Origin of the sequence: Gilliamella sp. B2824 (genome assembly GCF_026536245.1) — a bacterium.
Classification (GTDB): domain Bacteria; phylum Pseudomonadota; class Gammaproteobacteria; order Enterobacterales; family Orbaceae; genus Gilliamella.
This window is the reverse complement of the sequence record NZ_JAFNON010000007.1, coordinates 122893-140276: the sequence shown is the minus strand read 5'-3', so window position 1 is coordinate 140276 and position 17384 is coordinate 122893. Positions and strand designations below refer to the sequence as shown.

Below are 17384 nucleotides of genomic sequence, written 5' to 3'. Positions count from 1 at the left end.
TCTTTTGTTATAACTTTTAAATAGTGGAGCTCTGGTCTCATGTCGAACCAAAGAATCCGTATCCGGTTAAAAGCGTTTGATCATCGTTTGATAGATCAATCAACTGCTGAAATTGTAGAAACTGCGAAGCGCACAGGCGCACAAGTTCGTGGTCCTATTCCATTACCGACACGCAAAGAGCGTTTTACCGTATTGATTTCTCCGCACGTTAATAAAGACGCGCGTGATCAATATGAAATTCGCACTCACAAACGTCTAGTTGATATTGTTGAGCCAACTGAAAAAACAGTTGATGCTTTAATGCGTCTAGATCTTGCTGCCGGTGTTGATGTGCAGATCAGTTTAGGTTAATCCTAGGCTGAATGATTGAGAGGTCGAAACAATGATTGGTTTAATCGGTCGTAAAGTAGGAATGACACGAATCTTCACCGAAGAGGGTGTTTCTATTCCTGTCACCGTAGTTGAAGTTCAAAGTAACCGCATTACTCAAGTAAAAACGCTTGAAAATGATGGTTATCAAGCTATTCAGGTTACTACTGGCAGCAAAAAAGCAAGCCGCGTAAACAAACCTGAAGCAGGTCATTTCGCTAAGGCTGGCGTTGAAGCTGGTCGTGGTCTATGGGAATTCCGTTTTGAAGAAGGTGAATTTACTGTAGGTCAAAGCATTAACGTTGATATTTTTACAGACGTTAAAAAAGTTGATGTTACTGGTACATCTAAAGGTAAAGGTTTTGCTGGCGTAACTAAACGTTGGAATTTCCGTACTCAAGATGCAACCCATGGTAACTCTTTGGCACACCGTGGTCATGGCTCAATTGGTCAAAACCAAACTCCAGGTAAAGTGTTCAAAGGTCGTAAAATGGCAGGTCACCTAGGTAATGAACGTGTAACTGTTCAAAACTTAGATATTGTACGTGTTGATGCAGAGCGTAACCTTTTATTAATTAAAGGTGCGGTTCCTGGCGCAATCAATAGTGACGTAATTGTTAAACCAGCAATCAAGGCTTAACGTCGAGGAGATAGAGATGGAATTAGTAGTAAAAGACGCGCAAGCGCTTTCTGTTTCCGAAACTACCTTCGGACGTGAGTTTAATGAAGCGTTAGTTCACCAAGTAGTTGTTGCTTATGCATCTGCTGCTCGTCAAGGCTCTCGCGCACAAAAAACTCGTGCAGAAATCGCTGGTTCAGGCAAAAAACCATGGCGTCAAAAAGGCACAGGTCGTGCTCGTTCAGGTTCTATTAAGAGCCCAATCTGGCGTAGTGGTGGTGTAACATTTGCAGCAAAACCACAAGATCATAGCCAAAAAGTTAACCGTAAAATGTATCGTGGTGCATTAAAGAGTATTTTCTCTGAATTAGTGCGTCAAGAACGTTTAGTTGTGGTTGAAACATTTACTGTTGAAGCACCTAAGACTAAATTATTAACTCAGAAATTAAATGATATGAATCTTAATGATGTTCTAATCATTACCTCTGACGTTGATGAAAATCTTTTCTTAGCAGCACGTAACTTGCATAAAGTTGATGTGCGTGATGTGGCAGGTATTGATCCAGTTAGTTTGATTGCATTTGACAAAGTGGTTATCACTGTTGATGCCGTTAAACAAGTAGAGGAGATGTTAGCATGATTCGTGAAGAGCGTCTGCTTAAAGTCCTGCGAGCACCACATGTTTCTGAAAAAGCATCTATTTCAATGGAAAAAACAAATACATTAGTATTGAAAGTTGCTAAAGATGCTACTAAGAGAGAGATTAAAGCCGCAGTTGAACAACTATTTGAAGTTAAAGTAGATGACGTAAATACGCTTGTTGTTAAAGGCAAAGTAAAACGTCGTGGTCAACAAATCGGTCGCCGTAGCGACTGGAAAAAAGCTTACGTTACTTTAGCAGAAGGTCAAAACTTAGACCTTGCTGGCGTCGCTGAGTAATTCGGAGGAGTAAGAACAATGGCAGTTGTTAAGTGTAAACCTACATCTCCGGGTCGTCGCCACGTTGTTAAAGTGGTTAACCCAGAGTTGCATAAAGGTAAGCCTTATGCACCGTTGCTTGATTCAAAAAGCAAAACTGGTGGTCGCAATAATAATGGTCGTATCACTACCCGTCATATCGGTGGTGGTCATAAACAACATTATCGTATTGTCGACTTTAAGCGTAATAAAGATGGTATTCCAGCAGTTGTTGAACGTTTGGAATATGATCCGAACCGTAGTGCAAATATTGCATTGGTTCTATATAAAGACGGTGAACGTCGTTATATTTTAGCGCCTAAAGGCTTAAAAGCAGGTGATCAGATCCAATCTGGTGTTGATGCATCAATTAAAACAGGTAACTGTTTACCAATGCGCAATATTCCAGTCGGTTCTACCGTGCATAATATTGAAATGAAACCAGGCAAAGGCGGACAACTTGCTCGCTCTGCTGGTAGTTATGTTCAAATCGTTGCGCGTGATGGTGCTTATGTAACATTACGTCTACGTTCAGGTGAAATGCGTAAAGTGTTATCTGATTGCCGCGCCACTATTGGTGAAGTGGGTAACTCAGAACATATGCTTCGCGTACTAGGTAAAGCGGGTGCTTCGCGTTGGCGCGGTGTTCGTCCTACTGTTCGTGGTACAGCAATGAACCCGGTAGACCATCCACATGGTGGTGGTGAAGGTCGTAACTTTGGTAAACATCCTGTGTCTCCATGGGGTCAAAAAGCCAAAGGATTGAAAACGCGTAGCAACAAACGTACTGATAAGTATATTGTTCGCCGTCGCAATAAGAAATAATTAATATAGAGGATTAGCTATGCCACGTTCTCTCAAGAAGGGTCCTTTTATTGACCTACACTTGCTGAAGAAGGTAGAGAAAGCGGTGGAAAGCGGGGACAAGAAACCAATTCGTACTTGGTCCCGTCGTTCAACGATCTTTCCTAACATGATCGGTTTGACCATCGCTGTCCATAATGGTCGTCAGCACGTTCCAGTTTATGTTTCCGACGAAATGGTTGGTCATAAATTGGGTGAATTCGCGCCGACTCGTACTTATCGCGGCCATGCTGCGGATAAGAAAGCTAAGAAGAAATAAGTAGGAGAAAGAGATGGAAACAATTGCAAAGTACCGCCACGCTCGTTCTTCTGCACAAAAAGTTCGCTTAGTTGCAGATCTTGTTCGCGGTAAGAAAGTGTCTCAGGCACTTGATATTTTAACGTACACCAATAAAAAAGCGGCTGTACTAGTTAAAAAAGTATTAGAGTCTGCTATTGCTAATGCAGAGCATAACGATGGTGCTGATATTGATGATCTAAAAGTTGCGAAAATTTTCGTAGACGAAGGCCCAACCATGAAGCGTATTATGCCTCGTGCAAAAGGTCGTGCAGATCGAATTTTGAAGCGTACGAGTCACATCACCGTGATCGTCTCTGATCGCTAGGCTGGAGAATAGCAATGGGTCAAAAAGTAAATCCAAATGGTATCCGACTAGGCATCGTCAAGCCTTGGACATCTACATGGTATTCGGGTACAAAGACATTCGCTGATAATTTAGAAAGTGATTTTAGAGTGCGTGAATTCTTAAACAAAGAATTAGCACAAGCATCAATCTCTAAGATTGTAATCGACCGTTCAGCAGAAACTAACGTTCGCATTACTATTCACACTGCTCGTCCGGGTATTGTGATTGGTAAAAAAGGCGAGGACGTTGAAAAATTACGTAATGCCGTAGCTTCTATTGTCAATAAATATAAAGACAAGAAAGAGAAACGTGATGTTGCAGTACAAATTAATATAGCTGAAGTTCGTAAACCTGAACTTGACGCTAAATTAGTTGCTGACAGTATTACTTCTCAGTTAGAACGCCGTGTTATGTTCCGTCGTGCAATGAAACGTGCGGTACAAAATGCAATGAAAGCGGGTGCTAAAGGTATCAAAGTTGAAGTAAGTGGTCGTTTAGGCGGCGCTGAAATCGCACGTAGTGAATGGTATCGTGAAGGTCGTGTGCCTCTACATACTCTACGTGCTGATATCGATTATGGTACATCTGAAGCATTAACTACCTATGGTATTATTGGTGTTAAAGTGTGGATCTTCAAAGGTGAGATCCTTGGTGGTATGGCTGCCGTTGAACAAGCAGAAAAACAACCTGCTGCTCAACCGAAAAAGCAGCGCAAAGGCCGAAAACAATAAGGAGCGTCGCTGATGTTACAACCAAAGCGTACAAAATTCCGTAAAGTGCACAAGGGCCGCAATCGTGGTCTTGCTGTAAGTACTGACGTTAGTTTCGGTACATTCGGTCTTAAGGCTGTGGGTCGTGGTCGTTTGACTGCGCGCCAGATCGAAGCAGCACGTCGTGCTATGACTCGTGCAGTTAAGCGTCAAGGTAAAATCTGGATTCGAGTTTTCCCTGATAAACCAATTACTGAAAAACCACTTGAAGTGCGTATGGGTAAAGGTAAGGGTAACGTTGAATACTGGGTTGCTCAGATTCAACCAGGTAAAGTCCTTTATGAAATGGACGGAGTACCGGAAGAAGTTGCTCGTGAAGCATTTGCGTTGGCAGCTGCAAAACTGCCAATTAAAACCACCTTTGTGATTAAGACGGTGATGTAAATGAAAGCAAAAGAGCTACGCGAAAAAAGCGTTGAAGAGTTAAATACTGAACTTCTTAATTTATTACGTGAGCAATTTAACTTACGTATGCAATTAGCTGGGGGTCAGTTAACACAAACTCATGTGTTAAAACAAGTGCGTCGTAATATTGCACGAGTTAAAACATTATTAACTGAGAAGGCGGGTGCGTAATATGACTACTGAAGTAAAAATTCGTACTCAGCAAGGTCGTGTTATTAGCGACAAAATGGATAAATCTATTACTGTAGCTATTGAACGTAAAGTGAAGCATCCGTTATATGGTAAGTTCATTAAACGTACGACTAAATTGCATGTACATGATGAAAACAACGAGTGTGGTATTGGTGATACTGTAGAAATTAAAGAGTGTCGTCCATTATCAAAAACCAAATCTTGGACTCTTGTTCGAATCGTAGAAAAAGCAGTTAGTTAATCTTTTTGATTAAAAACTGTACATAATATAATAAACGGCTCATCGGCCGTTTATTTTATGCTATCCATTTTATTTGAGTGGTGTTATACTATGCGCCCTCACATATGTGGGTTTTTGGTTGTCTATTCTTATCCATGGTAGTTGAGGTGGATGAAGGTAGATTAGACAATAATTTATTTATACGGAGCATTAAAATGATCCAAGAACAGACTAGGCTAGATGTTGCCGATAACTCTGGCGCACGTAGTGTAATGTGTATCAAGGTTCTCGGTGGATCGCACCGTCGTTATGCAGCGGTTGGTGATATCATCAAAGTTACCATTAAAGAAGCAATTCCACGTGGTAAAGTAAAGAAAGGTGATGTACTTAAAGCTGTGGTTGTGCGCACTAGAAAAGGTGTTCGTCGTCCTGATGGATCTGTCATTCGTTTCGATCGCAATGCGTGTGTTATTTTAAATAATAACAGTGAGCAACCGATTGGTACGCGTATTTTTGGACCGGTCACTCGTGAACTTCGTTCTGAGAAGTTTATGAAGATCATTTCATTAGCACCAGAAGTACTGTAAGGAGCGGGTAATGGCAGCGAAAATCCGTCGAGAAGATGAAGTTATCGTGTTAACCGGTAAAGATAAAGGTAAACGCGGTAAAGTAAAAAGTGTTTTGTCTACAGGCAAAGTGATTGTTGAAGGTATCAATTTGGTGAAAAAACACCAAAAACCAGTACCTGCATTAAATCAAGATGGTGGAATTGTTGAGAAAGAAGCAGCTATTAATGTTTCTAACGTAGCAATTTTTAACCCAGCTACAGGCAAAGCAGATCGCGTAGGCTTTCGTTTTGAAGACGGAAAAAAAGTCCGTTTTTATAAGTCTACTAATGAATTAATCAATTAAGTAATTTGGAGTGTACGATGGCGAAACTGCATGATTACTACAAAGCACAGGTAGTAAATAAACTGCAAGACCAGTTTGGCTACAAATCTGTCATGCAAGTCCCTCGGATCGAAAAGATCACCTTGAATATGGGTGTGGGTGAAGCAATTACTGATAAGAAATTATTAGATAATGCAGTTGCTGACTTAGCAGCAATCAGTGGTCAAAAACCACTTGTCACTAAAGCACGCAAATCAGTTGCTGGTTTTAAAATCCGTCAAGGGTATCCTATTGGTTGTAAAGTCACTTTACGTGGCGAACGTATGTGGGAATTTTTTGAACGTCTAGTTTATATTGCTCTTCCTCGTACTCGAGATTTTCGTGGTTTAAGCGCAAAATCTTTTGATGGTCGTGGCAATTATAGCATGGGTATTCGAGAACAAATCGTTTTCCCTGAAATCGATTATGATAAAGTTGATCGTGTTCGTGGTTTAGATATTACTATCACAACAAGTGCACAATCAGATGAAGAAGGCCGAGCTTTATTATCTGCCTTTAACTTCCCATTTCGTAAGTAAGGTAGGGCATAATGGCTAAACAATCAATGATTGAACGCGATAAGAAACGCGTAAAGCTAGCAGAAAGATATTTTGCGAAGCGTCAAGAATTAAAAGCGATTATCTCTGATCTTAATGCATCAGATGAAGATCGTTGGAATGCAGCGCTTAAATTGCAAACGCTTCCTCGTGATTCTAGTCCATCACGTCAACGTCGTCGTTGTCGTCAAACCGGTCGTCCTCATGGCGTCCTTCGTAAGTTTGGTTTAAGCCGTATTAAGGTCCGTGAGTCAGCCATGCGTGGTGAGATTCCAGGTCTTAAAAAGGCAAGTTGGTAATCAGGGGAGTGTTATAGATGAGCATGCAAGATCCTATAGCAGATATGTTGACCCGCATTCGTAACGGTCAAGCTGCGAATAAAGTTGCAGTCACCATGCCTTCCTCTAAGCTAAAAGTGGCAATTGCCAATGTGCTAAAAGAAGAAGGTTATATCGGGGACTATAAAGTAGTTGGTGACACTAAACCAGAATTGGAAATCACTTTAAAATATTTCCAAGGTAAGGCTGTTGTAGAAAGTATTAAACGTGTTAGCCGTCCAGGTCTACGTATTTATAAACGTAAAGACGAATTGCCAAAAGTAATGGCAGGATTAGGTATCGCAGTTATTTCTACTTCTAAAGGTGTTATGACTGATCGAGCAGCACGCCAAGCAGGTCTTGGTGGTGAAATTATCTGCTACGTAGCGTAAGGGAGAAAAAAATGTCTCGTGTTGCAAAAGCACCTGTCGTTGTTCCTGCTGGCGTAGAGGTAAAACTCAATGGTCAGGTAATTACGATTAAAGGTAAAAATGGCGAGTTATCTCGTACAATTAATAATGCTGTTGTTATTAATCAAGAAGAAGGTCAAATTAAATTTGCCCCTCGTGACGGCTTTGCGAATGCTTGGGCTCAAGCAGGTACAGCGCGCGCATTGATTAACTCAATGGTTATTGGTGTTACTGAAGGTTTTACTAAAAAACTTCAGCTAGTTGGTGTCGGTTATCGTGCACAAGTTAAAGGTAATGCAATTGGTCTATCTCTTGGATATTCACATCCAATTGAACATCAATTACCTAAAGGTGTAACAGCTGAATGTCCTTCTCAAACTGAAATCGTACTAAAAAGTGCTGATAAACAGTTAATTGGACAAGTAGCAGCAGATATCCGTGCTTATCGTCGTCCTGAACCTTATAAAGGTAAAGGTGTTCGTTACGCAGATGAAGTTGTGCGTACTAAAGAAGCTAAGAAAAAGTAAGGTAACACTATGGATAAGAAATCAGCTCGTATCCGTCGTGCAACTAAAGCGCGTCGTAAGATGCATGAACTACTTGCAACTCGCTTAGTAGTTCACCGTACTCCGCGTCATATTTATGCGCAGATTATCGCACCAAACGGATCAGAAGTACTGGCAGCGGCTTCTACATTAGAAAAAGCTATCAGTGAAAGTTTAAAATACACTGGAAACAAAGATGCAGCAGCAGCAGTTGGTAAAGCAATCGCAGAGCGTGCATTAGCGAAAGATATCAAAGAAGTTTCTTTTGATCGTTCAGGTTTCCAATATCATGGTCGAGTTCAGGCGCTAGCAGATGCTGCTCGCGAAGCTGGCCTACAGTTCTAAGGTAGGAGTTAAAGATGTCAAACATCGAAAAACAAGCTGGTGAACTGCAGGAAAAATTAATCGCAGTTAACCGAGTTTCTAAAACCGTAAAAGGTGGTCGTATTTTTAGTTTTTCTGCACTAACTGTTGTTGGTGACGGTAATGGCCGCGTAGGTTTTGGATATGGTAAAGCACGTGAAGTGCCAGCAGCAATCCAAAAAGCAATGGAAAAAGCACGTCGTAATATGATTAATGTTGCGTTAAACAACGATACTTTACAGCATCCGGTTAAAGGTGCTCATACAGGTTCTCGTGTTTATATGCAACCTGCATCAGAAGGTACTGGTATTATCGCCGGTGGTGCGATGCGTGCGGTATTAGAAGTTGCTGGTGTTCGTAACGTTCTAGCTAAAGCATATGGTTCTACAAACCCAATTAACGTGGTTCGTGCAACAATTGATGGCTTAGAAAACATGAAATCACCTGAAATGGTTGCTGCTAAGCGTGGTAAAACCGTCGAAGAAATTTTGGGGTAATTAGCCATGGCAAAGACAATTAAAATTACACAAACTCGTAGTTCTATTGGTCGTCTACCGAAGCATAAAGCAACGTTAGTAGGTTTAGGATTACGTCGTATTGGTCATACTGTTGAGCGCGAGGATACACCTGCGATTCGCGGTATGGTAAACCAAGTTTATTACATGGTTAAAGTAGAGGAGTAATAGTAATGCGTTTAAATACTTTATCTCCTGCTGAAGGTTCAAAGCATGCACCAAAACGTCTAGGTCGAGGAATCGGTTCTGGATTAGGTAAAACGGGTACTCGTGGTATCAAAGGTCAAAAATCTCGTTCAGGTGGCGGCGTTCGTCGTGGCTTTGAAGGTGGTCAAATGCCTTTATATCGTCGTTTACCAAAATTTGGTTTTACCTCACGTAAAGCTATGGTAACAGCACAAGTTCGTCTTTCAGATTTAATGAAAGTTGAAGGTGATATTGTTGACTTAAATAGCTTAAAAGTTGCTAATGTGATTAATTCACAAATCGAATATGCTAAAATCATGTTATCTGGTGAAGTAACTAAACCAGTTACCGTTCGTGGTATTCGAGTAACGAAAGGTGCTAAAGCTGCAATTGAAGCTGCTGGCGGAAAAATTGAGGAATAATTAGAAAGATGGCAAAGCAACCAGGATTAGATTTTCAAAGTACTCGAGGCGGTAGTGGTGAGCTTAAAAGACGTTTAATATTTGTGCTTTTAGCGCTTATTGTTTTTCGTCTAGGTTCTTATATTCCGGTTCCTGGTATTGATACTAAAGCGTTATCGGACTTACTAGCACAAGCATCATCTAATGGTATTGTCGGTATGTTCAATATGTTCTCTGGTGGTGCTTTAAGCCGTGCTTCAATTTTCGCATTAGGGATAATGCCATATATTTCTGCATCGATTATCGTACAGTTATTAACAGCTATTAGCCCTAAACTCGCAGAATTGAAGAAAGAAGGTGAATCAGGTCGTAAGAAAATTAGCCAATACACTCGTTATGGCACTCTTGCTTTAGCGATTGTACAGGCAGTTGGTATTGCGACTGGTCTACCGAATATTCCTGGTTATGGTCATGTTGTGATTAATCCAGGATTTTCTTTCTATTTTATTGCATCGGTTAGCTTAGTTACTGGCACTATGTTTCTTATGTGGTTGGGTGAACAGATCACGGAACGCGGTGTAGGTAATGGTATTTCAATCATTATCTTTGCGGGTATTGTGGCAGGTCTTCCCCATGCAATATATGAAACAATTGAACAAGCTCGTTCTGGTTCATTGCATCCAATTTTATTACTAGTAGTCGCCGCATTAGTAGTTGGTGTGACTTATTTTGTTGTGTTTGTTGAACGTGGTCAACGACGTATTGTCGTCAACTATGCGCAGCGTCAGCAAGGTCGTCGTGTGTATGCCGCACAAAGTACACATCTACCATTGAAAATTAATATGGCAGGTGTAATTCCGGCTATATTTGCTTCAACAATCGTTATGTTACCATCTATGATGGCTTCTTGGTTTCAAGGAGATGGTGAAGGTTGGAGATACATTATTGTTCTTATAGGTCAATATTTTTCTCATGATCAACCGTTATACATAATCTTTTTTGCAGCTGCGATTATTTTCTTCTGTTTCTTCTATACCGCATTGGTTTTCAACCCAAGAGAGACAGCAGATCAGTTAAAAAAATCTGGGGCATTTATTCCAGGTATCCGTCCAGGTGAACAAACATCGAAGTATATTGACAAGGTAATGACACGGTTAACGCTAATTGGCGCTATCTACATTACTTTTGTATGTTTGGTACCAATGTTTATGACAAGTGCAATGAAAGTTCCTGTCCAATTTGGTGGGACCTCTTTATTAATTGTGGTTGTTGTAATCATGGATTTTATGGCACAAGTACAGACTTTAATGATGCCAAATCGTTATGAGTCAGTGTTAAAGAAAGCGAACCTTAAAGGCTATGGCCGATAAGTTAGCCAGAAGTTACGGAGAAAAAAATGAAAGTTCGTGCTTCAGTCAAGAAATTATGCAGAAATTGTAAAATCATCAAACGCAATGGCATCGTTCGTGTTATTTGCATTGAAGGTAAGCATAAACAACGTCAAGGTTAATTTTATTTAACTGTAAAGTTGAACTTTTGCATATTTTACTTGCCAAAGTATAGTAAAGCTGGCTAGAATAGCCAGCCTAAATTTATTTGTAAACTTGCTGTTTGAGTATCCTGAAAACGGGCTTTTCAGTATAGTAAGTTTACTAACATTAACAATAAAGGAGTGCATAGTGGCCCGTATAGCAGGCATTAACATTCCTGATCAACAACATGCTGTAATTGCGTTACAAGCAATTTATGGAATTGGTAATACTCGTGCTAAGACAATTTGTGCTGAAGCCGGTATTCCTGAACATGTAAAGATCAGAGAACTATCTGAAGATCAGATTGAAAAGTTACGTGAACAAGTCGCTAAATTTACTGTTGAAGGTGATTTACGTCGTGAAGTAACTATGAGTATCAAGCGTTTATTAGACCTTGGTTGTTATCGTGGCATGCGTCACCGTCGTGGACTTCCTGTTCGTGGTCAACGCACTAAGACTAACGCTCGTACCCGTAAGGGACCGCGTAAGCCAATCAAGAAATAATTGAGGTGATAATAAATGGCAAAGACACCTGTTCGTACACGTAAACGTGTTAAAAAGCAAGTTTCTGATGGTGTAGCTCATATTCATGCATCATTTAACAATACAATCGTAACTATTACCGATCGTCAAGGTAATGCGTTGGGTTGGGCAACCGCTGGTGGTTCTGGTTTCCGTGGCTCTCGTAAGTCAACTCCGTTCGCAGCTCAAGTGGCCGCAGAGCGTTGTGCAGAAGCCGTAAAAGACTACGGAATTAAGAATCTAGAAGTTATGGTAAAAGGACCTGGTCCTGGTCGTGAGTCAACAATTCGTGCATTAAATGCTGCGGGTTATCGTATCACTAACATTACTGATGTTACTCCGATCCCTCATAACGGTTGTCGTCCACCAAAGAAACGTCGTGTTTAATTATTTATTAAACATCGAATGTTTATAGGATTATTGGAGAAATAAAATGGCAAGATATTTGGGACCAAAGCTCAAATTAAGTCGTCGTGAAGGTACTGATTTATTCCTTAAATCTGGTGTCCGAGCGGTTGACAGTAAATGTAAGTTAGAACAAGCGCCTGGACAACATGGTGCGCGTAAACCGCGTTTATCCGATTATGGTGTTCAGTTACGTGAAAAACAAAAAGTTAGACGTATTTATGGAATTTTAGAACGTCAATTCCGTAATTACTATAAAAATGCTGCGCGTATTAAAGGCAATACTGGTGAAAACCTACTTGGTCTTTTAGAACGTCGTTTAGATAACGTTGTTTATCGTATGGGATTTGGCGCAACTCGTGCTGAAGCTCGTCAGTTAGTTAGTCATAAAGCTGTTCTTGTTAATGGTCACGTTGTGAACATTGCGTCTTATCAAGTTTCGCCTGAAGATGTGATTAGTGTTCGTGAAAAATCAAAAAAACAAGCACGTATTAAAGCCGCTTTAGAGTTAGCTGAACAACGTGAAAAACCAACATGGTTAGAAGTTGATGCTAGCAAAATGGAAGGTGTATTCAAACGCTTACCAGAACGTTCAGATTTATCTGCTGACATCAACGAACATTTGATCGTCGAACTTTACTCTAAGTAAAGTTTAGCACTTAAGAGAGGACATAATGCAGGGTTCTGTAACAGAGTTTTTAAAACCTCACCTAGTTGATGTTGTTCAATACAGCCCAACTCATGCAAAAGTGACTTTAGAGCCACTTGAGCGTGGTTTTGGACATACTTTAGGTAATGCACTACGCCGCATTTTATTATCATCTATGCCGGGATATGCAGTAACCGAAGTTGAAATTGACGGTGTTCTGCATGAGTATAGTACTAAAGAAGGCGTTCAAGAAGATGTACTTGATATTCTGCTTAATTTGAAAAAATTAGCAGTACGTGTGCATACTAAAGATGATGTTATGCTGACTTTAAATAAATCAGGTATTGGTGCAGTTACTGCATCGGATATCACTCATGATGGTGATGTTGAAATTGTTAATCCTGATTTAGTAATTTGTCATCTTACTGATGCCAATGCTTCAATTAGTATGCGTATTCGTGTACAACGAGGACGTGGTTATGTCCCTGCTTCTGCTCGCGTTAAGTCAGAAGATGAAGAGCGACCAATTGGTCGTTTATTAGTTGATGCTTGTTATAGCCCAGTTGAGCGCATTGCATATTCTGTCGATGCGGCTCGTGTGGAACAACGTACCGATTTAGATAAACTGGTTATCGATATGGAAACCAATGGTACCATTGATCCAGAAGAATCTATTCGTCGCGCATCAACTATTTTGGCTGAACAACTTGAAGCTTTCGTTGATTTACGTGATGTACGTCAACCAGAAGTTAAAGAAGATAAACCGGAATTTGATCCGATTCTTCTACGTCCAGTAGATGATCTCGAATTAACTGTTCGGTCTGCTAATTGCTTAAAAGCAGAAGCAGTTCATTATATTGGTGATTTAGTACAACGTACCGAAGTTGAGCTACTTAAAACCCCTAATCTTGGTAAGAAATCGCTTACTGAAATTAAGGATGTGCTCGCTTCTCGTGGTTTATCTTTAGGCATGCGTCTTGAGAACTGGCCACCAGCAAGTATTGTTGAAGACTAAGATAAAATTTATATAAGAAGGATAAAGTTATGCGCCATCGTAAAAGTGGTCGTCAACTGAACCGAAATAGCAGCCATCGTCAAGCAATGTTTCGTAACATGACTAGTTCACTTGTTGAACATGAAATCATCAAAACTACATTGCCTAAAGCAAAAGAGTTGCGTCGTGTTGTTGAACCGTTAATTACGCTAGCCAAAAGCGATAGCGTAGCTAATCGCCGTTTGGCTTTTGCTCGTATCCGTGATAAAGATACAGTGAAAAAATTATTTTCAGATTTAGGTCCACGTTTTGCTACCCGTCCTGGTGGTTATGTACGTATTTTAAAATGTGGTTTCCGCGATGGAGATAATGCACCAATGGCTTATATTGAATTAGTTGATCGCCCTGCAGTAGAAGCAGAAGCAGCAGCTGAATAAAAAATTTAACTCATTGAGAATTAAAACCGGCAATTAAGCCGGTTTTTTATTGAGCTGAATTTAACTTTTATACCTTCATCTTTAATAAACAAACTTGATGATTTTAGACAAACACTATCGTAATGGTTGCTTTGATAAGTTTCCTAAACAAATAATTGGAATAAATTGTTTATAGTTTTCGATATTTTATCTGACATACAGTTGTTATATTGTTAGCTATACTAAAGTCGTTTTAATACTTCAATTAATTTCACGTAATTAAAATATATTAAGCTTACTGTCTGTTTTGTTGATTAATTTTAATTGTTCTTAAATAAAAATAGGTTAATTTCAAGGTCGTTTAATAATGTGGGGGTGGTGTTTCTTCTGCTAAGCTGGCAATATTAGATGACTGATTTGCTTGTATTTTTTGTGATAAAAGCATTAATTGTTCTTTTAATTTGCTAATATCAGCTTGTAGGTGCATGACCATCTGATTGAGTTCTTCAATGGTCATATCTTGAAATGCTACTTTGGTTTCTAATAATTCTAATCGTTGTTTCATAAGATCTTTAATAAGAGTGTGTAGGTAAAGATACATTGTAAGTAAAAATGGTTATTAAATCCATCCTCGTTCAGCAAATGACACATATTGTCCTTTACCTATCACAAGATGATCAAGAATCCGAATATCAATTAATTCACAAACTTGTTCAATCTTTTGTGTCAGGACGCGATCGGCTTGACTGGGCTCTGCAATACCAGAAGGGTGATTATGCGCTAGAATTAATGCAGCTGCATTATACTGTAATGCCTGTCTAGCAATTTCGCGCGGATGAACTTCAACACAGTTATAGGTACCAGTGAACATTTCTTCTGCAGTAATTACATGATTTTGGTTATCTAAAAAAATCACCATAAAAATTTCACGATCTTTGTTTGCTAATCGACTTGCTAAATAATGATGAGTTAAAGAAGGTGAAGTAAGGGAATTTTCTTTCATTATTTTCACTTTAAGATAGCGATGTGAAAGTTCGACAACTGCCTTTAGTTGTGTGTATTTGGCGGTACCTAAACCATGTTTTTTACAAAAATCACTGTGACTTGCATTAATTAAATTATAAAAAGAACCAAATTCATTTAATAATTTTTGTGATAATTCTAAAACAGGTATATTTCGCGTACCTGTACGTAAAAATAATGCGAGCAATTCAGCATCACTTAATGTTTCAACCCCAAAACGTAAGAGTTTTTCACGAGGCATTAATGTTGGCGAGGGTGAGGACATAATTAGTAATTTATTCCAAAATAAGAATAAATTATTGATAAAAAGAAGGAAGTATAAAGGCCCAATTTAAAATTTTGGGAAATTAATCACAAAATACATGAATTCTTTACGAAAAAAAAGCGCCGACAGGCGCTTTTGTAATGAATTTTGTTCGGTGAATTAATGACAACCACAGCCACCATGACCACCGCCACAGCAACCTGTATCTTCATCTTCATCATCGTGGCCACCACAACCGCAACCACCATGTCCATGGTCGTGCCCGTGTGCACCGTGAATGTGTCCATGTGCTATCTCTTCTTCTGTTGCTTCACGAACCGCTAATACTTCAACATTAAATTGTAGATCTTGTCCTGCTAACATATGATTACCATCAATAGTCACTGTATCGCCATCAATAGCTGTGATTTCAACCGGTAATGAGCCATGGTCGGTATCAGCAAAAAAACGCATACCAACTTCTAATTCATCAACGCCTACAAAAACATCACGAGGAACGTTTTGTACTAAAGCATCGTTAAAATCTCCATAGGCATTGATGATTTCAACATCAAATTTATCACCAACTTGATGGCCTTCTAAGGCATTTTCAAGGTCTTGTAATAAGTTTCCTGCACCTTGTAAATATTCAAGTGGTGCAGCCGCTGTTGCTTCATCAACTAAAACCCCATCTTTTGTTCTAACTTGATAAGCTAAACTAACCACCGTGTTTTTTGCTATTTTCATATTTTCTCCAACAAACTTGTATTGCGCAAATTGGCATAGATTTTAACGGAAAAAACTCCATCTGTATGCTATTTTCTTAAGTTTATTACAAATCACTATGTTTAAGATGAAACTAAATAAGGTTTTTATAAAAAATTAATTTATCAAAATTTACGTTATTGCTAAATTGGTTATTTTATATGGCCTTGTAAAAATCTTATTTACCTTAACTGTATATGACAGTAAATTATAGTGTATTAGGAAATGATGATTCGAATTTGTAGACTTAAATCAGAAGTTTGCAATCAGTTAAATTTACGATATAGAAAATAACGGGTAGGTATCACAATGTTAAATGTTAATGAATATTTTGATGGTAAAGTTAAATCAATTAGTTTTGAAAATGCTTCGGCTGGTTCTGCTTCTGTTGGTGTAATGTTACCGGGCGAATATATTTTTAGTACTATCAATCCTGAAGAAATGACAGTTATAACGGGTTCGCTTAAGGTGTTACTACCTACAGCCGATGATTGGCAAGTTTTCCAAGCAGGACAAGTTTTTCATGTTGCTGGTGAAAGCAAATTTGATGTTCAGGTTGTTGAAGCGACAGCTTATCTTTGTCGTTATTTAGCAAATTAATAAGGCTATTTTAATTTATTATGGCTTTAAGATAATTAAACATTAATTAATGCTTAAAACGATACTCCCACCAATAGGGTGGGAGAATTTTAGCGTTTTTATAACTGAATCGATAACTTATTTAAGTTCTAACTCATTCATCGCCGCGATGCTAAAGCCACCATCAACATGGATGACTTCACCCGTAATGCCTGACGATAAATTTGAACATAAGAATGCTGCTGAATTACCGACATCTTCAATTGTTACTGTACGACGAATAGGCGTTACTGATTCACAATGTGATAACATCTTTTTAAAGTCTTTAATGCCTGATGCGGCTAAAGTACGAATAGGGCCAGCAGAAATGGCATTGACACGAATACCTTCAGGTCCCATTGCATTTGCCATATAACGTACATTTGCTTCTAAAGATGCTTTAGCAAGACCCATAACATTATAATTAGGAATTGCACGTTCAGCGCCTAAATAAGAAAGCGTGACTAATGCTGAGTTAGGATTTAGCATTGAACGACAAGCTTTAGCCATCGCAACAAAGCTATAAGAGCTAATATCATGCGCAATGGCAAAACCTTCACGCGTTACCGCATTAACATAATCACCATCTAATTGATCACCTGGTGCGAAGGCGATTGCATGAACAAAACCATCGAATTTATCCCAAGTTTTAGCTAGCTCTGTAAATAATGTTGTGATGCTTTCATCATGCGCGACATCACAAGGTAAAACGATTTTAGAATTAAAATCAGCAGCAAACTCTTCAACACGGCCTTTTAATTTTTCGCTTTGATAAGTAAAAGCTAATTCTGCGCCTTCACGGTGCATCGCTTTTGCAATACCGTAAGCAATAGAACGATTACTTGCAACGCCGGTAACCAGTATGCGTTTACCTGTTAAAAATCCCATAAATTGTTCCTCTAATATTTATTACTCTATATTTTAGAATGCTGATGATTATATGTTGATATAGTTAACTTCGCTACTATAA

At 39.2% G+C, this 17384-nt stretch carries 33 protein-coding genes; 29 read left to right on the top strand and 4 right to left on the bottom strand.

Annotation, left to right across the window (positions count from 1 at the left end; all coding sequences use genetic code 11):
• Positions 1 to 39 precede the first annotated feature (39 nt).
• The 28 genes from rpsJ (at position 40) to rplQ (ending at position 13785) form a co-directional block, all read left to right on the top strand.
• A complete protein-coding gene (rpsJ, locus tag J3U56_RS08435; RefSeq protein ID WP_006120582.1) occupies positions 40 to 351 on the top strand; it encodes a 30S ribosomal protein S10 in 312 nt (103 codons plus the stop codon).
• Between the two features lie 31 nt (positions 352 to 382).
• Complete coding sequence (gene rplC / locus J3U56_RS08430) at positions 383 to 1009, top strand: 50S ribosomal protein L3 (protein WP_065567159.1); 627 nt, start codon at positions 383 to 385, stop codon at positions 1007 to 1009.
• 16 nt (positions 1010 to 1025) lie between these two features.
• Positions 1026 to 1628, top strand: a complete 603-nt coding sequence (rplD, locus tag J3U56_RS08425; protein WP_025314384.1) for a 50S ribosomal protein L4 — start codon at positions 1026 to 1028, stop codon at positions 1626 to 1628.
• On the top strand, positions 1625 to 1927 hold the full coding sequence (gene rplW, locus J3U56_RS08420; protein WP_034885052.1) for a 50S ribosomal protein L23: 303 nt from the start codon (positions 1625 to 1627) through the stop codon (positions 1925 to 1927). The genes rplD and rplW overlap by 4 nt, the downstream gene beginning before the upstream one ends.
• Positions 1928 to 1945: 18 nt before the next feature.
• Positions 1946 to 2770: a 50S ribosomal protein L2 gene (rplB, locus tag J3U56_RS08415; RefSeq protein WP_065562943.1), complete on the top strand. Its 825-nt coding sequence runs from the start codon at positions 1946 to 1948 to the stop codon at positions 2768 to 2770.
• A gap of 19 nt (positions 2771 to 2789) precedes the next feature.
• Positions 2790 to 3068, top strand: coding sequence for a 30S ribosomal protein S19 (rpsS, locus tag J3U56_RS08410; protein ID WP_024496505.1), 279 nt, complete (start codon positions 2790 to 2792; stop codon positions 3066 to 3068).
• Positions 3069 to 3081: 13 nt separating this feature from the next.
• On the top strand, positions 3082 to 3414 hold the full coding sequence (rplV, locus tag J3U56_RS08405; RefSeq protein ID WP_034884235.1) for a 50S ribosomal protein L22: 333 nt from the start codon (positions 3082 to 3084) through the stop codon (positions 3412 to 3414).
• 14 nt (positions 3415 to 3428) lie between these two features.
• Positions 3429 to 4166, top strand: coding sequence for a 30S ribosomal protein S3 (gene rpsC / locus J3U56_RS08400; protein ID WP_065634455.1), 738 nt, complete (start codon positions 3429 to 3431; stop codon positions 4164 to 4166).
• A gap of 12 nt (positions 4167 to 4178) precedes the next feature.
• A complete protein-coding gene (gene rplP, locus J3U56_RS08395) occupies positions 4179 to 4589 on the top strand; it encodes a 50S ribosomal protein L16 (RefSeq protein WP_025314389.1) in 411 nt (136 codons plus the stop codon).
• Positions 4590 to 4781, top strand: coding sequence for a 50S ribosomal protein L29 (gene rpmC / locus J3U56_RS08390; protein WP_065634456.1), 192 nt, complete (start codon positions 4590 to 4592; stop codon positions 4779 to 4781).
• Position 4782: 1 nt separating this feature from the next.
• Entirely contained in the window at positions 4783 to 5043 is a 261-nt protein-coding gene (gene rpsQ / locus J3U56_RS08385; RefSeq protein ID WP_025314391.1) for a 30S ribosomal protein S17, read from the top strand.
• A gap of 194 nt (positions 5044 to 5237) precedes the next feature.
• A complete protein-coding gene (rplN, locus tag J3U56_RS08380) occupies positions 5238 to 5609 on the top strand; it encodes a 50S ribosomal protein L14 (protein WP_025314392.1) in 372 nt (123 codons plus the stop codon).
• Between the two features lie 10 nt (positions 5610 to 5619).
• Positions 5620 to 5934 (top strand): 50S ribosomal protein L24, encoded by a 315-nt coding sequence (gene rplX, locus J3U56_RS08375; protein ID WP_065634457.1) that lies wholly within the window; start codon positions 5620 to 5622, stop codon positions 5932 to 5934.
• 17 nt (positions 5935 to 5951) lie between these two features.
• A complete protein-coding gene (rplE, locus tag J3U56_RS08370; protein WP_065634458.1) occupies positions 5952 to 6491 on the top strand; it encodes a 50S ribosomal protein L5 in 540 nt (179 codons plus the stop codon).
• A gap of 11 nt (positions 6492 to 6502) precedes the next feature.
• Positions 6503 to 6808 (top strand): 30S ribosomal protein S14, encoded by a 306-nt coding sequence (gene rpsN, locus J3U56_RS08365; RefSeq protein WP_267367340.1) that lies wholly within the window; start codon positions 6503 to 6505, stop codon positions 6806 to 6808.
• Between the two features lie 17 nt (positions 6809 to 6825).
• Entirely contained in the window at positions 6826 to 7218 is a 393-nt protein-coding gene (gene rpsH, locus J3U56_RS08360; protein WP_034884228.1) for a 30S ribosomal protein S8, read from the top strand.
• 11 nt (positions 7219 to 7229) lie between these two features.
• Entirely contained in the window at positions 7230 to 7763 is a 534-nt protein-coding gene (gene rplF / locus J3U56_RS08355) for a 50S ribosomal protein L6 (protein WP_267333932.1), read from the top strand.
• Positions 7764 to 7772: 9 nt separating this feature from the next.
• Positions 7773 to 8126: a 50S ribosomal protein L18 gene (gene rplR / locus J3U56_RS08350; protein ID WP_025314398.1), complete on the top strand. Its 354-nt coding sequence runs from the start codon at positions 7773 to 7775 to the stop codon at positions 8124 to 8126.
• Between the two features lie 14 nt (positions 8127 to 8140).
• Entirely contained in the window at positions 8141 to 8641 is a 501-nt protein-coding gene (rpsE, locus tag J3U56_RS08345; RefSeq protein WP_025314399.1) for a 30S ribosomal protein S5, read from the top strand.
• Between the two features lie 6 nt (positions 8642 to 8647).
• Positions 8648 to 8827: a 50S ribosomal protein L30 gene (gene rpmD / locus J3U56_RS08340; RefSeq protein WP_025314400.1), complete on the top strand. Its 180-nt coding sequence runs from the start codon at positions 8648 to 8650 to the stop codon at positions 8825 to 8827.
• 5 nt (positions 8828 to 8832) lie between these two features.
• Complete coding sequence (rplO, locus tag J3U56_RS08335; RefSeq protein WP_267367337.1) at positions 8833 to 9267, top strand: 50S ribosomal protein L15; 435 nt, start codon at positions 8833 to 8835, stop codon at positions 9265 to 9267.
• Between the two features lie 8 nt (positions 9268 to 9275).
• Positions 9276 to 10616, top strand: coding sequence for a preprotein translocase subunit SecY (gene secY / locus J3U56_RS08330; RefSeq protein ID WP_267333931.1), 1341 nt, complete (start codon positions 9276 to 9278; stop codon positions 10614 to 10616).
• Positions 10617 to 10642: 26 nt separating this feature from the next.
• Entirely contained in the window at positions 10643 to 10756 is a 114-nt protein-coding gene (gene rpmJ, locus J3U56_RS08325) for a 50S ribosomal protein L36 (protein WP_034884218.1), read from the top strand.
• Positions 10757 to 10925: 169 nt separating this feature from the next.
• A complete protein-coding gene (gene rpsM, locus J3U56_RS08320; protein WP_025314404.1) occupies positions 10926 to 11282 on the top strand; it encodes a 30S ribosomal protein S13 in 357 nt (118 codons plus the stop codon).
• Positions 11283 to 11297: 15 nt separating this feature from the next.
• Complete coding sequence (rpsK, locus tag J3U56_RS08315; protein WP_034948028.1) at positions 11298 to 11687, top strand: 30S ribosomal protein S11; 390 nt, start codon at positions 11298 to 11300, stop codon at positions 11685 to 11687.
• A 46-nt stretch (positions 11688 to 11733) separates the two neighbouring features.
• The gene (gene rpsD, locus J3U56_RS08310; RefSeq protein WP_065558591.1) at positions 11734 to 12354 is read left to right on the top strand and encodes a 30S ribosomal protein S4; all 621 of its coding nucleotides are present in this window, start codon (positions 11734 to 11736) and stop codon (positions 12352 to 12354) included.
• A gap of 25 nt (positions 12355 to 12379) precedes the next feature.
• The gene (locus J3U56_RS08305) at positions 12380 to 13369 is read left to right on the top strand and encodes a DNA-directed RNA polymerase subunit alpha (RefSeq protein ID WP_065634463.1); all 990 of its coding nucleotides are present in this window, start codon (positions 12380 to 12382) and stop codon (positions 13367 to 13369) included.
• A 29-nt stretch (positions 13370 to 13398) separates the two neighbouring features.
• Positions 13399 to 13785, top strand: coding sequence for a 50S ribosomal protein L17 (gene rplQ / locus J3U56_RS08300; RefSeq protein WP_034884211.1), 387 nt, complete (start codon positions 13399 to 13401; stop codon positions 13783 to 13785).
• A gap of 340 nt (positions 13786 to 14125) precedes the next feature.
• Here the strand turns inward: rplQ and J3U56_RS08295 are convergent, their stop codons facing one another.
• The 3 genes from J3U56_RS08295 to slyD all read right to left on the bottom strand — a co-directional run bounded on the left by J3U56_RS08295 (position 14126) and on the right by slyD (position 15778).
• On the bottom strand, positions 14126 to 14329 hold the full coding sequence (locus J3U56_RS08295) for a SlyX family protein (protein ID WP_416379596.1): 204 nt from the start codon (positions 14327 to 14329) through the stop codon (positions 14126 to 14128).
• A 54-nt stretch (positions 14330 to 14383) separates the two neighbouring features.
• On the bottom strand, positions 14384 to 15052 hold the full coding sequence (gene radC, locus J3U56_RS08290; protein WP_267344398.1) for a RadC family protein: 669 nt from the start codon (positions 15050 to 15052) through the stop codon (positions 14384 to 14386).
• A 159-nt stretch (positions 15053 to 15211) separates the two neighbouring features.
• Positions 15212 to 15778, bottom strand: coding sequence for a peptidylprolyl isomerase (gene slyD, locus J3U56_RS08285; RefSeq protein ID WP_267333929.1), 567 nt, complete (start codon positions 15776 to 15778; stop codon positions 15212 to 15214).
• Positions 15779 to 16105: 327 nt separating this feature from the next.
• Here slyD and ppnP point away from each other — a divergent pair, with 327 nt between their 5' ends.
• Complete coding sequence (gene ppnP / locus J3U56_RS08280) at positions 16106 to 16396, top strand: pyrimidine/purine nucleoside phosphorylase (RefSeq protein WP_065634467.1); 291 nt, start codon at positions 16106 to 16108, stop codon at positions 16394 to 16396.
• A 117-nt stretch (positions 16397 to 16513) separates the two neighbouring features.
• Here the strand turns inward: ppnP and fabI are convergent, their stop codons facing one another.
• On the bottom strand, positions 16514 to 17302 hold the full coding sequence (gene fabI, locus J3U56_RS08275; RefSeq protein WP_267333928.1) for an enoyl-ACP reductase FabI: 789 nt from the start codon (positions 17300 to 17302) through the stop codon (positions 16514 to 16516).
• Between the last annotated feature and the right edge of the window lie 82 nt (positions 17303 to 17384).

Excerpts from the sequence above, each read along its gene's own strand:
- rplR (WP_025314398.1), top strand. The coding sequence starts at position 7,773 with ATGGATAAGAAATCAGCTCGTATCCGTCGTGCAACTAAAGCGCGTCGT.
- rplW (WP_034885052.1), top strand. The coding sequence starts at position 1,625 with ATGATTCGTGAAGAGCGTCTGCTTAAAGTCCTGCGAGCACCACATGTT.
- J3U56_RS08305 (WP_065634463.1), top strand. The coding sequence starts at position 12,380 with ATGCAGGGTTCTGTAACAGAGTTTTTAAAACCTCACCTAGTTGATGTT.
- rpsJ (WP_006120582.1), top strand. The coding sequence starts at position 40 with ATGTCGAACCAAAGAATCCGTATCCGGTTAAAAGCGTTTGATCATCGT.
- rpsK (WP_034948028.1), top strand. The coding sequence starts at position 11,298 with ATGGCAAAGACACCTGTTCGTACACGTAAACGTGTTAAAAAGCAAGTT.
- rplO (WP_267367337.1), top strand. The coding sequence starts at position 8,833 with ATGCGTTTAAATACTTTATCTCCTGCTGAAGGTTCAAAGCATGCACCA.
- radC (WP_267344398.1), bottom strand. The coding sequence starts at position 15,052 with ATGTCCTCACCCTCGCCAACATTAATGCCTCGTGAAAAACTCTTACGT.
- rplE (WP_065634458.1), top strand. The coding sequence starts at position 5,952 with ATGGCGAAACTGCATGATTACTACAAAGCACAGGTAGTAAATAAACTG.
- slyD (WP_267333929.1), bottom strand. The coding sequence starts at position 15,778 with ATGAAAATAGCAAAAAACACGGTGGTTAGTTTAGCTTATCAAGTTAGA.
- rpsD (WP_065558591.1), top strand. The coding sequence starts at position 11,734 with ATGGCAAGATATTTGGGACCAAAGCTCAAATTAAGTCGTCGTGAAGGT.
- ppnP (WP_065634467.1), top strand. The coding sequence starts at position 16,106 with ATGTTAAATGTTAATGAATATTTTGATGGTAAAGTTAAATCAATTAGT.
- rplF (WP_267333932.1), top strand. The coding sequence starts at position 7,230 with ATGTCTCGTGTTGCAAAAGCACCTGTCGTTGTTCCTGCTGGCGTAGAG.
- rplQ (WP_034884211.1), top strand. The coding sequence starts at position 13,399 with ATGCGCCATCGTAAAAGTGGTCGTCAACTGAACCGAAATAGCAGCCAT.
- rpmJ (WP_034884218.1), top strand. The coding sequence starts at position 10,643 with ATGAAAGTTCGTGCTTCAGTCAAGAAATTATGCAGAAATTGTAAAATC.
- rpsQ (WP_025314391.1), top strand. The coding sequence starts at position 4,783 with ATGACTACTGAAGTAAAAATTCGTACTCAGCAAGGTCGTGTTATTAGC.
- rplP (WP_025314389.1), top strand. The coding sequence starts at position 4,179 with ATGTTACAACCAAAGCGTACAAAATTCCGTAAAGTGCACAAGGGCCGC.
- rplD (WP_025314384.1), top strand. The coding sequence starts at position 1,026 with ATGGAATTAGTAGTAAAAGACGCGCAAGCGCTTTCTGTTTCCGAAACT.
- rpsC (WP_065634455.1), top strand. The coding sequence starts at position 3,429 with ATGGGTCAAAAAGTAAATCCAAATGGTATCCGACTAGGCATCGTCAAG.
- fabI (WP_267333928.1), bottom strand. The coding sequence starts at position 17,302 with ATGGGATTTTTAACAGGTAAACGCATACTGGTTACCGGCGTTGCAAGT.
- J3U56_RS08295 (WP_416379596.1), bottom strand. The coding sequence starts at position 14,329 with ATGAAACAACGATTAGAATTATTAGAAACCAAAGTAGCATTTCAAGAT.
- rpmC (WP_065634456.1), top strand. The coding sequence starts at position 4,590 with ATGAAAGCAAAAGAGCTACGCGAAAAAAGCGTTGAAGAGTTAAATACT.
- rpsH (WP_034884228.1), top strand. The coding sequence starts at position 6,826 with ATGAGCATGCAAGATCCTATAGCAGATATGTTGACCCGCATTCGTAAC.
- rplN (WP_025314392.1), top strand. The coding sequence starts at position 5,238 with ATGATCCAAGAACAGACTAGGCTAGATGTTGCCGATAACTCTGGCGCA.
- rpsN (WP_267367340.1), top strand. The coding sequence starts at position 6,503 with ATGGCTAAACAATCAATGATTGAACGCGATAAGAAACGCGTAAAGCTA.
- secY (WP_267333931.1), top strand. The coding sequence starts at position 9,276 with ATGGCAAAGCAACCAGGATTAGATTTTCAAAGTACTCGAGGCGGTAGT.
- rplB (WP_065562943.1), top strand. The coding sequence starts at position 1,946 with ATGGCAGTTGTTAAGTGTAAACCTACATCTCCGGGTCGTCGCCACGTT.
- rpsS (WP_024496505.1), top strand. The coding sequence starts at position 2,790 with ATGCCACGTTCTCTCAAGAAGGGTCCTTTTATTGACCTACACTTGCTG.
- rplC (WP_065567159.1), top strand. The coding sequence starts at position 383 with ATGATTGGTTTAATCGGTCGTAAAGTAGGAATGACACGAATCTTCACC.
- rpsE (WP_025314399.1), top strand. The coding sequence starts at position 8,141 with ATGTCAAACATCGAAAAACAAGCTGGTGAACTGCAGGAAAAATTAATC.
- rpmD (WP_025314400.1), top strand. The coding sequence starts at position 8,648 with ATGGCAAAGACAATTAAAATTACACAAACTCGTAGTTCTATTGGTCGT.
- rplX (WP_065634457.1), top strand. The coding sequence starts at position 5,620 with ATGGCAGCGAAAATCCGTCGAGAAGATGAAGTTATCGTGTTAACCGGT.
- rplV (WP_034884235.1), top strand. The coding sequence starts at position 3,082 with ATGGAAACAATTGCAAAGTACCGCCACGCTCGTTCTTCTGCACAAAAA.